Source organism: Streptomyces sp. NPDC057877 (assembly GCF_042796855.1).
Classification (GTDB): Bacteria; Actinomycetota; Actinomycetes; order Streptomycetales; family Streptomycetaceae; genus Streptomyces.
This window is the reverse complement of the sequence record NZ_JBHVMS010000003.1, coordinates 808955-820994: the sequence shown is the minus strand read 5'-3', so window position 1 is coordinate 820994 and position 12040 is coordinate 808955. Positions and strand designations below refer to the sequence as shown.

Sequence of the window (12040 nt, the reverse complement as noted above, 5' to 3'; positions counted from 1 at the left end):
CCTCTCGGGCTTTCCTCCGGGCGCTTCCCTTCGGTCTTGCGTTTCCGACTCTATCAGATCCTTTTCTCGACCTGACCCCCAGTCAGCGGGGTTTGTCTTCCCGGCCGTTGGGCCGTTCCGACGTCTCAAACCTTAGCGGATCCTGTCGGCGATTCCCAATCGGGCCGCCGAGCCCCTATTCGAATTGAATTCGGGCACGCCGAAATCAACCCCGTAGGGAGATCGTGCTGGTGGTTTGGGTGCCGCTTTCGCGGCGGGAGGTGCTGTCGCAGAACCGTTACGGCCCCGCGGCAACCCGAAGAACTCTACGTAGCGGGAGGGGGCGTGTCAAGCGCCGCCTGTCAAGATCTTTTCGGGAGGGCCGGTCCGGCTAGTCCAGGTCGGTGAGACGGCCGCCCGCGTCCGGCTGGGCGTCCTCCACTCGGCGCAGCAGCCGGGTCAGGACCTCTCCGAGGACGGTGCGCTCGGCCGGGGTGAGGTCCTGGAGGAGGTCTTCCTCGAAGACGGACGCCAGCCGCATGGCCGCCAGCCACTTCTCGCGGCCGACGGGGGTCAGCTCGACGATGACCCGGACGCGGTTGCTCTCGTCCCGCTCCCTGGTGACCAGACCCTCGGTGACCATGCGGTCGATGCGGTGCGTCATGGCGGCCGGGGTGAGGCCCAGTCGCTTGGCGAGGTCGCTCGGGCCCATGCGGTAGGGGACGCCGGACAGGACGAGGGCTTTGAGGACCTCCCAGTCGGCGTTGCTGATGCCGAGTTCGGCGGTCTGGCGGCCGTAGGCGACGTTCATGCGGCGGTTCAGGCGGGAGAGCGCCGAGACGATCTTCTCGACCTGGGGGTCGAGGTCCTGGAACTCGCGCTGGTACGCGGCGATCTGCTCTTCGAGTGTCGGCTCGGGGAGGTCGGAGGTGTCGCCCATGGGCGCAGTATGACATGACCTCCTTTGCCTTGAAGTCCTTCAGGATGTAGCCTTTAGCTTCGAAGTTTAGGTTCTAAGTCTTCAGGCCTAAGGCTTGGGCTGCCGCAGATGAGAGAGGTGGACGTGACCAGGGCGAGGGGCGCCGCGATGCGCCGGATCCACGTGGGTAACGCACTCAGCGCGTTCGGGCTCGGCTTCACCGTCCCCTATCTGTATGTCTACGTGGCGCAGGTGCGGGGGCTCGGTGCCATGACGGCGGGATCGGTGCTCGCCGTGTTCGCCGTGGCCGCGCTGATAGTGCTGCCGTTCGCCGGGCGGGCCATCGTCCGGCGTGGCCCGCTGCCGGTCCTGCTCGCCGCCCTGGTCACCGCCGCGGTCGGGGCCATGAGTCTGGGGCTGGCGGGCAGCGCGGCCACGGTGCTGATGTCCGCCGCCCTGTTGGGGGCGGGGCAGGCCGTGATGCAGCCCGCGCTGGCGACGATGATCGTGGACTGCTCCACGGCGGAGACCCGGTCCCGGGCCTTCGCGACGCAGTTCTTCCTGCAGAACCTCGGGCTCGGTGTCGGTGGCCTGATAGGCGGGCACCTCGTCGACGCGACGCGGGTCTCCTCCTTCACCCTGCTGTTCGCGATCGAGGCGGCGATGTTCCTGCTGCTGGTGGTCGTGATGGCGACGGTGCGGATGCCGCGCGCGCCGCGGCTCGGTGACGCGCCCACGCAGTCGGCGCGCGGGAGCTGGAAGCAGCTGCTGGGCAATCGGGCCATGGTGCAGCTGTGTGTGCTGGGCTTCGTGATGTTCTTCGCCTGCTACGGACAGTTCGAGTCGGGGCTGAGTGCCTACGGCGTCGAGGCGGCCGGGATATCGACGTCGGCGCTGGGGACCGCGCTGGCGGCGAACACCGCGGTGATCGTGGTGGCGCAGTTCGCCGTGCTGCGGTTCGTGGAACGGCGGAAGCGGTCGCGGGTGATCGCGGCCGTGGGGCTGATCTGGGCCGTGGCGTGGCTGGTCGCCGGGTACGCGGGGCTGGGGCATGGCAGCCAGGAGATGGCGACGGCCGCGTTCGTGTCGACGTACGCGCTGTTCGGGCTGGGTGAGGCGTTGCTGTCGCCGACGGTGGCGCCGCTGGTGGCCGATCTCGCGCCGACGGGGATGGCGGGGCAGTACAACTCCGCGTTCGCCCTGGTGAAGCAGTTGGCGCTGGCGGTGGGTCCGGCGGTGGGCGGGCCGATGGGGGCCGCGCTGCACGGGCCGTACATCGTGACGTTCCTGCTGTTCTCGCTGGGGATCACCGTGCTGGCGCTGCGGCTGGGGCGGCTGCTCGGTGTGGCGCAGGACCAGCCGTCGGCCGTGGGGAGCCGGGTGGTGTCGCGGGGCGGTGTGAGTGCGGAGCCGGTGTCCGCGGAGGCCTGAGCGGGTGTGGTCACCGGACGGTGCGGGGCTGTGCGGGTGCGCCCCGGCCCGTCCGGTGTCCGGTTCGTGTCAGCGGATGGCGGTGACCAGGACCGCGGTGAAGGGGAGCTTCGCCGTGCCGTCGGGGGTCTCGTAGTCGGTGAGGCGGGCGGCCAGGGCCTGGCTGGCCTGGTCCATGGTGTCCTGGCCTGTGGTGGTGAGGGACTGGGTCCAGGGGACGGAGGCCATCTGGCCGGGGACCCATTCCCTGAGCGGGGGTGTGTGGACCTCTCGGGTGAACTCACGGACGGTGACGTCGTGCAGGCCCGCCTGGGTGATGGCGGTGGTGAGGCGGTCGGCGGTGCAGGAGAAGGCGGCCCGGAAGGAGGCGGTGTCCTCCGGCGAGGCGTACCGCTCCAGCACCTCGTACTGGGCGGCGAAGTAGGGGCAGCGTTCCTTGGGGGCCCAGACCGTGAGGGCGAGGCGGCCGTCGGGGCGCAGCACGCGGGCCGTCTCGGTGAGGGCGGCGGTCAGGTCGGGGAAGAACTGTGCGCCTTGCTGGCAGATCACGGTGTCGAAGGAGGCGTCCTCGTAGGGGAGGCGGTCGGCGGGGGCCAGGGTGAGTTCGAGGTCGGGGTAGACGTGGGGTGCCTTGGCGTGGGCGACCTTCAGCATGCCCTCGTTGATGTCGGCCGCCGCGACATGGCCGGTCGGGCCGACCCGGTTGGCGGCGGCTCGGGCGACGAAGCCGGTGCCGCAGGCCAGGTCGAGTACCTGGGCGCCGGGGTACAGATCGACGGTGTCCAGCACGATTTCGATGAACGGCGCCATCATCGGCGCGATGAAGTGTTCATAGCGCTCGGGGGCGCTGCCGTGGAGTTGGAAGCCCGTTTCGTCTGGCATGGGTTTGCTACTAGCACCGGATGCGGGAGGTGCCTAGGTGGCGCGCGGGAGGACGAATTCGCACCACACCGCCTTTCCGCCGCCCGGTGTGCGTCGGCAGCCCCAGTTGGAGGCGATGGTGGCGACGATGGCGATGCCCCTGCCGGACTCGTCGGCGGGTTCGGCGCGGCGGCGCCTGGGGAGGTGGTCGTCGCCGTCGGTGACCTCGACGATCAGGCGGCGGTCGGTGCGGCGCAGGCGCAGCCGCATGGGCGGGGTGCCGTGCTGGAGGCTGTTGGCGACGAGTTCGCTGGCGGCCAGGACGCCGAGGTCGTGCAGTTCGGTGGGGAAGCGCCAGCTGGTGAGGACGCCGGAGGCGAAGGCACGCGCGCGGGGGGCGGCTTCGACGCCGCCGAGGAGGTCGAGGGCGGCGTTGCGGAAGAGTTCGCCGTCGGGGCCGGTGCGGGCGGGGTGCTGGAGGACGAGGACGGCGACGTCGTCGTCATGGTCGGCGGTGACGCCCGCGGAGCGCATCAGGCGGTCGCAGATGACCTGGGGGGTGCCGATGGCGCCCGCGAGGGCGACTTCCAGGGCGGTGATGCCGTGGTCCAGGTCCTCGTCGCGGCGTTCCACGAGGCCGTCGGTGTAGAGGACGGCGGTGGAGCCGGGGGCGAGCGGGATGGAGCCGGAGGCGTGCATCCAGCCGCCGGTGCCGAGTGGGGGGCCGGTGGGTTCGTCGGCGCGCAGGACGGTGCCGGTCTCGTCGCGGACGAGGATGGGCAGGTGGCCCGCGGAGGCGTAGACGAGGCGTCCCTCGTTCGGGTCGTGGACGGCGTAGACGCAGGTGGCGATCTGGTTGGCGTCGATCTCGGTGGCGAGGCCGTCGAGGAGCTGGAGGACCTCGTGCGGGGGCAGGTCTAGGCGGGCGTAGGCGCGGACGGCGGTGCGCAGCTGGCCCATGACGGCGGCGGCGCGCACCCCGCGGCCCATGACGTCGCCGATGACGAGGGCGGTGCGCCCGCCGCCGAGGGTGATGACGTCGTACCAGTCGCCGCCGACGGCGGCTTCGGTGCCGCCGGGCTGGTAGGTGGCGGCGATGCGCAGGTCGTCGGGTTGTTCCAGCTCCTGGGGGAGGAGGGAGCGCTGGAGGGTGACGGCGGTCTCGCGCTGGCGGCGTTCGCTGGTTCTGAGGCGGTCGGCGGCTTCGGCGTGGTCGGTGACGTCGGTGGCGAAGACCAGTACCCCTGAGATGCCGCCGCCGACGCCGTCGCCGGTCTCGGTGGCGGGGGTGCAGGTGAAGGTGTAGGAGCGGCCGTCGGTGGCCTTGCGGGACTTCAGGGTGCGGGGCTTTCCGCTGCGCAGGACCTGGTCGAGGAGGGGCAGCAGACCGAGTTCGCTCAGTTCGGGGAGGGTGTCCCGCGCGGGTTCGCCGGTGGGGCGGGGGCCGAAGGCGGTGGCGTAGGCGTCGTTGACGTAGGCGAGGCGGTGGTCGGGGCCGTGCAGCAGGGCGACGAGGGCGGGGACGCGGTCGAGGACCTGGCGTACCGGCAGTTCGTCGACGGCTCGCGTGGGTGGGGGGTCGTCGGTGAGTTGTTCGGCGCGGGCCGCGGGTACGGAGCCTTCGCCCCGGCGGTCGGGGGTGGCCGCGTGGTCGGTCCGCGCTGCGGCGCGGCGCTGCGTTCCGGGGAGCCGGGCGCTCCAGCGCGTGAAGTTCACGAATCCTTGCCTCGTGTAGTCGTCGTCGGCCGGCTCCGGACCCGGCCGGGGCCCTCGGGAGCCACGCAGCGGTAGCCGCACCTTGTCACAACCCCCGGAAAATGCAGCACTTGGGAACAGCCTCGTGGGTTTCGGGAGGCGGACGGTGGTCCGTCCCCCTGTCAGTCGTGGACCAGTCTTGCAGCCTGGGCGACCGGGCCGACATCCGTCAGACGCCGGGGTGGCCGCCAGAGTTCCTGAGTCCGGTCATGACGACCCCTTCGGGTCGTGGGGTGTGTCGTAAGGAGGCTTTCCACCGGCCGCGAGTTCGAACTCCGCTCGGGGGTGTTCGAGTGAGCCGAGGGAGACGATCTCCCGTTTGAAGAGTCCCGACAGGGTCCATTCGGCCGCCACGCGCGCCTTGCGGTTGAGGGTGGGGACGCGGCTGAGGTGGTAGGTGCGGTGCATGAACCACGCGGTGATGCCCTTCAGCTTGCGTCCGTAGACGTATGCGACGCCCTTGTGCAGTCCGAGGGAGGCGACGGAGCCCGCGTACTTGTGGGCGTAGGTCTCCAGGGGTTCGCCGCGCAGGGAGTGGGCGATGTTGTCGCCGAGGAGGCGGGCCTGGCGGACGGCGTGCTGGGCGTTGGGGGCGCAGTCCCGGCCGGGTTCGGCGGCGGTGACATCGGGTACGGCGGCGGCGTCACCGGCCGCCCACGCGTGCGCGTGCCCCTCGATGGTCAGCTCGGCGGTGCATCGCAGGCGACCGCGTTCGGTGCGGGGCAGGTCGGTGGCGTCGAGGAGCGGATGGGGTTTGACGCCGGCGGTCCAGACGACCGTACGGGTCGGGAAGCGCTGTCCGTCGCTGAGGACGGCGACGCGGTCCGCGCAGGACTCCAGGCGGGTCTCAAGGAGGACCTGGATGTTGCGGCGGCGCAGTTCGGTGACGGTGTAGCGGCCCATCTCCGCGCCGACCTCGGGGAGGACGCGGTCGGAGGCCTCGACGAGGATCCACTTCATGTCCTCGGGCTTGATGTTGTGGTAGTACCGCGCGGTGTAGCGGGCCATGTCCTCCAGTTCGGCGAGGGCCTCGACGCCCGCGTAGCCGCCGCCGACGAAGACGAAGGTGAGGGCCGCGTCGCGGATCGCGGGGTCGCGCGTGGAGGAGGCGATGTCCATCTGCTCGATGACGTGGTTGCGCAGTCCGATGGCTTCCTCGACGGTCTTGAAGCCGATGGCGTGCTCGGCGAGGCCGGGGATGGGGAGCGCGCGGGAGACCGAGCCGGGGGCGAGGACGAGTTCGTCGTACGACAGTTCCTGGGGGCCGGTGCCCTCCTCCTCGGTGGCGAGGGTGGTGAGGGTGACCGTCCGGTCGGCGTGGCGCACGGAGCGGACCTCGCCGATGACGACGCGGCAGCCGTCGAGGACGCGGCGCAGGGGGACGACCACATGGCGGGGGGAGATGTTGCCCGCGGCGGCCTCCGGCAGGAAGGGCTGGTACGTCATGTACGCGTCCGGGGTGACGACCGTGATCTCGGCCTCACCTCGGCGCAGCTCCTGCTTGAGCCTCCGCTGGAGACGCAGGGCCGTGTACATCCCGACGTAGCCGCCGCCGACAACGAGAATGCGCGCACGTTCCTTCACCATCCCATGACGCACCCGACGCTCGCGTTTGTCCACAGCCTCAGCAATTCGTATGACTGCACTCCGGCTGCGGCCCTGGTTGGCCGATTTGTCGGGATGCGCGGCATCAGTGCAGGTCAGGGGGTGTGTGACGAGGGTTCTGCGGGGGTGCAATCGGGGCGTATGCGACCCGTACTCCGATCGAGGGGCGCTCCGTGCGGAACCTGCCCCTTCTGAATTGACTGTCTCTCAACTATGTTCGTGTGTCGACGGGGTGTAGGGGGATGCGCCCATCGGGTCCGCGACGGGCGGGCTCGGGGTCAGGCCCGTTCCACGCGCTCCGGCTTTCAATGGCGGGGAGTCTCCGGGGGGAGACGTCATTACCGGGGGATTTCGTATGCACATTCAGGACCATCACTGGTCTACCGCTCCTGCCCTCGCGCCGGGTGGCGCGATCGGCTCCGCGGCGGGCAACGGACGCGGGGACGGCCCGCGTCAGGCCCCGCTGCGGGTGGACGCACAGCGCAATCTGGAACACGTACTGCGTGCGGCGCGCGAGGTCTTCGGCGAGCTGGGATACGGCGCGCCGATGGAGGACGTGGCGAGGCGCGCGCGGGTCGGTGTCGGCACGGTGTACCGGCGCTTCCCGAGCAAGGACGTCCTGGTGCGCCGGATAGCCGAGGAGGAGACCTCCCGGCTGACCGACCAGGCCAGGGCGGCGCTCGGTCAGGAGGACGAGCCGTGGTCGGCGCTCTCCCGCTTCCTGCGCACCTCGGTGGCCTCCGGCGCCGGCCGGCTGCTGCCGCCGCAGGTGCTGCGGGTCGGGGTCGCGGACGAAGGCGGCGGGTTCGACGCGGCGCGGGTGCCCCAGCAGCGGGCGCAGCCGGGCTCCGGCGAACTGCGGCTGGTGCCCGACGAGGGCCCGGCGGGCGGCGCCTCCCTGGCGGAGGACACCGGGGCGGCGGCGCTGCTCGAGGTCGTGGGCCAGCTCGTGGAGCGGGCGCGCGCGGCGGGCGAGCTGCGGCCGGACGTGTCGGTCTCGGACGTCCTGCTGGTGATCGCCACGGCGGCGCCCTCGCTGCCGGACGCGGCCCAGCAGGCGGCGGCTTCGGCGCGACTGCTGGACATCCTGCTGGAGGGGCTGCGGTCCCGCCCGGCATGAGGCACGGCCTCGCCGTGCGTCATCTGCGTCCGGGGAAGGCCGGTTGCGGCTTCCCCGGACGACTGATGTCTAGTACTGCCTTGCGACAGGTCCCCACGGACGAGTGGATGGGCTTGCCTCAGGGGTTGTGCCCAAAGAGCGTTATGGCACTCTGACCCGGTGTTCTTGAGGGCTGTGCAGGCGGTGGGGGCTTCGCGCGATGGGCATTGAGGGACGGGACGGGCCACTCGAGGGCGGCGAAGGCCCCGACGCGGGTGGCCCGGCCGTACCCCAGGTGCCACAGCAGGGCGGGCGCGCGGACGTACCGCGGGGCGCCGGTCTGCCGGACGAGGGCAGCGTCCCGCAGCAGCGGGACTGGCGGGACGACGGCTGGCGCGACGACAGTGTGCTGCCCCCGCCCCGCGAGGTGCCGCCGTCCGACGCCGAACTGATCGGGCGGATGCGCGGCGGCGACGACACGGCGTACGCGGAGCTGTTCCGGCGCCATGCCGACGCCGTGCGCCGGTACGCCCGTACCTGCTGCCGGGACGCCCACACCGCCGACGACCTCACCGCCGAGGTGTTCGCCCGGATGCTCCAGGCGGTGCGCGGCGGATCCGGACCCGAGCACGCCGTACGCGCGTATCTGCTGACCACCGTCCGCCGGACCGCCGCGAGCTGGACGAACACCGCGCAGCGCGAGCAACTGGTGGACGACTTCGCGGTGTTCGCCGCGCAGGCCGCGCGCGCCTCCGAGGTGTCCGACACCGACACGCTCGACCTGGGCGCCGATGTGCGTGCGATGCACGAGGCCGAGCAGTCCATGGCGATGCGGGCCTTCCGGTCGCTGCCGGAGCGCTGGCAGGCGGTGCTGTGGCACACCGAGGTCGAGGACGAGTCGCCCAGTGAGGTCGCCACCCTCTTCGGCCTCGACGCCAACGGCACGCGCGTGCTCGCCAGCCGGGCCCGCGAGGGCCTCAAGCAGGCCTACCTCCAGGCCCATGTCAGCGCCGCCCTCGCCGGTGACGAGGGCTGCGCCCGCTATGCCGACCAGCTCGGCAGCTACGCGCGCGGCAGGCTGCGCACCCGCGCGGAGCGGGGGCTGCGCAAGCATCTGGAGGAGTGCGCCAAGTGCCGTCTCGCCGCCAGCCAGATCGCGGAGGTCGCGAGCGGCATTCCCGCCGTCGTGCCGGTCGCGGTCATCGGCTGGTTCGGTGCCGCCGGGTACGCGAAGGCGGCCGGGCTCATCGCCGGGGGCGCGGGAGCGGGTGCGGCGGGCGCGGCGGGTGCCGCGGGAGCGGCGGGCGGCTCCTCCGGCGGGGCCGGTGCCGGTGGTGGCGGTGCGGCTGCCGCGGAGGGGCTGGGCGCACCGGCGAAGGCCGGTATCGCGGCCGGTGTGGTGGCCGCGGCCATCGCGGCGGTGGCGCTCGCGCTCGCCGGTGCGGAGGACCCGCCCGAGAAGCCGGTCGCCAAGCCGCCCGCCTCGGCCCCGGCCGCCCAGCCGGAACCGCCCGCACCGGCGCCGAAGCCGACCCCCGCCCCGAAGCCACCGCCGGTCGTCCCGGCGGCGGCCCCGGCCCCGACCCCTACGCCGACCCCCACACCGACCCCGACGCCGACTCCGGCCCCCACGCCCCCACCGGAGCCGACGCCCACCCCGACGCCGAGGCCGACCCGCACACCCACGCCCACGCCCACGCCCACGCCGACCCCGACGCCGCCCCCGCCGCCCGCTCCGGCGGTCTACCAGTGGAGCGAGCTGTCGTACGACGTCTCCGGTGACGGCACGCAGCCCGAGATGCGGCTCGGGGAGAGCAGCTGGGTGTGGCAGCGCCAGGGCCTGTCGATCGCCGGGACGCGGTACGCGCGCGGGGTGACCGTCCACGGCGAGTCCTCGGTCACGATCGACCTGAACCGTTCCTGCACCGCGTACGACGCGGTCGTGGGCGTCGACGACATGACGGCGAAGCTCGGCAAGGTCTACTTCTCCGTCTACGCCGACGGGGTCCGGCTGTGGCGCTCCGGGATGGTCAAGGGCGGCGATCCGGCGGTGCCGGTGCACGTGAACCTCACCGGCCGCGAGACGGTACGTCTGGTGGTGGAGCCGCACAGCCACTTCGATCCGCTGGCGCTGGCGGACTGGGCGGACTCCAAGTTCACCTGTACGTAGGACTCAGCCTCCGGACGCCAGTGCCCCCCGCCGCGGCTGGATGCCCGCCGGTACGGCACGCGCGCGTGCGGGGGTGCCCGTCCAGCAGGTGCCGCGGCGGGCCAGGAGGCGGTGCAGCCAGAGTTCGAGGGAGACCAGGTCGGCGAGGCCGTCCAGGGGCAGGGGCTCTCCCTGTACGGCGGCGCGCAGGGCCTTGCGGACGACGCGGGCCTCGACCAGGCCCGCCTGGGCGAGCAGGGGCGTGTCGAAGAGGCCCATCAGCGGTTCCACGGCCAGCCGCAGTCCCGCGCGGGCGGCTGCCGCGGCCGGGGCGTGGGAGGGGGCGCCCCAGCCGGACGGCAGGTCGGTGACGCCGGCGCCCTCCAGGACCGTACGCAGGATCGCGGCCCGTGCCCCGGGCTTGACGCGCAGCGCCTCCGGGAGGGCGCGGCAGGCGCGGACGACCTGGTTGTCGAGGAACGGGGCGTGCAGCCGCTGGGAGCGGATCTCGGCGGCCTGTTCGAGGATGCGCAGGTCGGCGGCCTGGCGGGCGAGGGCGGCGCGCGCCCGGAAGTCGCCGGGCCGCTGCCCGGGGCCGACCCCCGACCGGCTCGTCGCCCCTTGCAGACGAACCGATACTTCGGCGAGCGCCTCGCCGGTCAGCCAGCGCGCCGCCGGTCCGGGTCTGGCCCAGGTGAGCGCGGCGAGCGACGCCCCCACCGCGCCCCCGGGCTCGTCGAAGCGGCGCTGCCGGAGCCGGTCGGCGAGGCCTTCGAGGCCCGCGCGGTACGGCGTCCGGGCGAGCCGCCGGGCGGCGGCGTACACGCGCGCGGGGACCATCACCGAGCCGTCCGCCTTCGCCAGCGCGGCCACCGGCCGTACGAGGTGGCGGCGCTGCCGGTCCATCAGCAGGTCGGCCAGGCGGGCCGGGTGCGCGTCCAGGACCTGCCGGGCGCCGTACCCGGTGAAGTGGTCCGCGCTGCCCGCCGCGAGCCGCGCGCGGTGCCGGGCGGCCGAGACCAGACTGGGGCCGGGTTCATCCGTCAGCGGGCCGTCCAGCTCGGCGTACGGCAGGGTCTCCTCGGCGCCGGTGACGACGACGTGGTGCAGGCGCGGGTTGGCGGCGAGGGCACCGGCCCGCTCCAGCTCGGCCTCGCGCCCGCCCACGGCCAGGTCGTTGAAGGTCACAGCCAGCAGCCGCTCCCCCGCGCCGGTGCCGTGCCCGAGGACGGTGCCCGGCATGCCGGGCAGCCCGGCCGCGAGCAGCGCCAGCGTCCCCGAGGCGGGCCCGCCGGACAGGTCGGCGCCGATGCCGGGGACGGGCATCCCGCGCGCGGCACGCCGCTCGGCGGGACCCATGCCGGGCACCGGGCCCGGGTCGATGTCGGGCACGTGCCGGGGCGCGGACAGCCGGGCCCGTACGGCGTCGACGAGCGCGTCCCGTACGGCGTCCACGGCGTTGTCCGGGTCGGCCGGGGGCGCCGCCACCGCGAGCGAGGCGACGGGTTCGTACCCGGCGATCTCCCGGGCCCCGGTGCGCAGGATCAGCGCGTGCCCCGGCGGGATGCGCCGCACGCCGTCGTACGGCGTGGAGTCGTGCACCGCGGCCGGTACGTCGGGGGCGGCGAGCAGCGCGGCGAGGTGCCCGAAGTCGAGGTTGGCCTCGATGAGGTCGGCCAGCGGCAGCGCGGCCGTGGCGTAGGCGGTGCCGCCCGCCCACGGGGTGTAGAACACCGGCCGGGCGCCCGCCAGATCGCCGCAGACGGTGATGCGCCGCCCCACCTGGACGACGGCGGTGTAGCTGCCGGGGTAGGCGGTCAGATGGCGAAGTGCCCCGCCGCGCGCGGTGAACAGCCCGAGTCGCAGTTCCTCGTCGCTGGCGCCGCAGATGCCGAGGACCGCGATGCGGTTCTGTTCGTCGGCCTTGATGACGCGGACCTCGTCGGGCCGCCAGTCGCCGACCGCCCACAGCGGATCGGGGTCGCCCCACAGGAGTTGGGAGCCGACCGGGTGCAGGGTCTCACCGTCGTACCCGGTGGCGCCCGCCGAACCGAGCGCACCCGTTCCCGCGGTGGTGCTGCTCCAACCCACCAACCACCGCATCGCCGCCTCCACAGGCTGTGGACAACCAGTGCACCGTACGAACTGGTTCCCCATGCTGCCACGAAGGGCGCGTCGGAGCGGGTCGGCGGCACCGCTTGCGATCCCCGGAGTGCGCCCCGCGCACCCATGGACGCCCCGG

At 73.1% G+C, this 12040-nt stretch carries 8 protein-coding genes; 3 read left to right on the top strand and 5 right to left on the bottom strand.

The window, feature by feature from the left end; genetic code table 11:
* Positions 1-370 precede the first annotated feature (370 nt).
* Positions 371-919, bottom strand: coding sequence for a MarR family winged helix-turn-helix transcriptional regulator (locus ACFVQG_RS11530; protein WP_383379699.1), 549 nt, complete (start codon positions 917-919; stop codon positions 371-373).
* 108 nt (positions 920-1027) lie between these two features.
* Here ACFVQG_RS11530 and ACFVQG_RS11525 point away from each other — a divergent pair, with 108 nt between their 5' ends.
* Positions 1028-2329, top strand: a complete 1302-nt coding sequence (locus tag ACFVQG_RS11525) for an MFS transporter (protein ID WP_383379696.1) — start codon at positions 1028-1030, stop codon at positions 2327-2329.
* Positions 2330-2398: 69 nt separating this feature from the next.
* Here ACFVQG_RS11525 and ACFVQG_RS11520 read toward each other — a convergent pair whose 3' ends face one another.
* The 3 genes from ACFVQG_RS11520 to ACFVQG_RS11510 form a co-directional block, all read right to left on the bottom strand.
* Positions 2399-3211, bottom strand: a complete 813-nt coding sequence (locus ACFVQG_RS11520; protein ID WP_383379692.1) for a class I SAM-dependent methyltransferase — start codon at positions 3209-3211, stop codon at positions 2399-2401.
* Between the two features lie 33 nt (positions 3212-3244).
* Positions 3245-4906 carry a SpoIIE family protein phosphatase gene (locus ACFVQG_RS11515; RefSeq protein WP_383379690.1) on the bottom strand — a complete coding sequence of 554 codons (1662 nt, stop codon included), beginning with the start codon at positions 4904-4906 and terminating at the stop codon, positions 3245-3247.
* A gap of 246 nt (positions 4907-5152) precedes the next feature.
* On the bottom strand, positions 5153-6532 hold the full coding sequence (locus ACFVQG_RS11510; protein WP_383379687.1) for an NAD(P)/FAD-dependent oxidoreductase: 1380 nt from the start codon (positions 6530-6532) through the stop codon (positions 5153-5155).
* Positions 6533-6905: 373 nt separating this feature from the next.
* Between ACFVQG_RS11510 and ACFVQG_RS11505 the strand changes: the two genes are divergently transcribed.
* Together ACFVQG_RS11505 and ACFVQG_RS11500 are read left to right on the top strand one after the other, a co-directional pair.
* A complete protein-coding gene (locus tag ACFVQG_RS11505) occupies positions 6906-7670 on the top strand; it encodes a TetR/AcrR family transcriptional regulator (protein WP_383379684.1) in 765 nt (254 codons plus the stop codon).
* Positions 7671-7869: 199 nt separating this feature from the next.
* On the top strand, positions 7870-9819 hold the full coding sequence (locus ACFVQG_RS11500) for a sigma-70 family RNA polymerase sigma factor (RefSeq protein WP_383379681.1): 1950 nt from the start codon (positions 7870-7872) through the stop codon (positions 9817-9819).
* Between the two features lie 3 nt (positions 9820-9822).
* Here the strand turns inward: ACFVQG_RS11500 and ACFVQG_RS11495 are convergent, their stop codons facing one another.
* A complete protein-coding gene (locus ACFVQG_RS11495; protein WP_383379678.1) occupies positions 9823-11901 on the bottom strand; it encodes an asparagine synthase-related protein in 2079 nt (692 codons plus the stop codon).
* Positions 11902-12040: the final 139 nt, after the last annotated feature.

Coding starts and splice junctions, on each gene's coding strand:
- ACFVQG_RS11500 (WP_383379681.1), top strand. CDS start 7,870: ATGGGCATTGAGGGACGGGACGGGCCACTCGAGGGCGGCGAAGGCCCC.
- ACFVQG_RS11525 (WP_383379696.1), top strand. CDS start 1,028: ATGAGAGAGGTGGACGTGACCAGGGCGAGGGGCGCCGCGATGCGCCGG.
- ACFVQG_RS11495 (WP_383379678.1), bottom strand. CDS start 11,901: ATGCGGTGGTTGGTGGGTTGGAGCAGCACCACCGCGGGAACGGGTGCG.
- ACFVQG_RS11510 (WP_383379687.1), bottom strand. CDS start 6,532: ATGGTGAAGGAACGTGCGCGCATTCTCGTTGTCGGCGGCGGCTACGTC.
- ACFVQG_RS11505 (WP_383379684.1), top strand. CDS start 6,906: ATGCACATTCAGGACCATCACTGGTCTACCGCTCCTGCCCTCGCGCCG.
- ACFVQG_RS11530 (WP_383379699.1), bottom strand. CDS start 919: ATGGGCGACACCTCCGACCTCCCCGAGCCGACACTCGAAGAGCAGATC.
- ACFVQG_RS11520 (WP_383379692.1), bottom strand. CDS start 3,211: ATGCCAGACGAAACGGGCTTCCAACTCCACGGCAGCGCCCCCGAGCGC.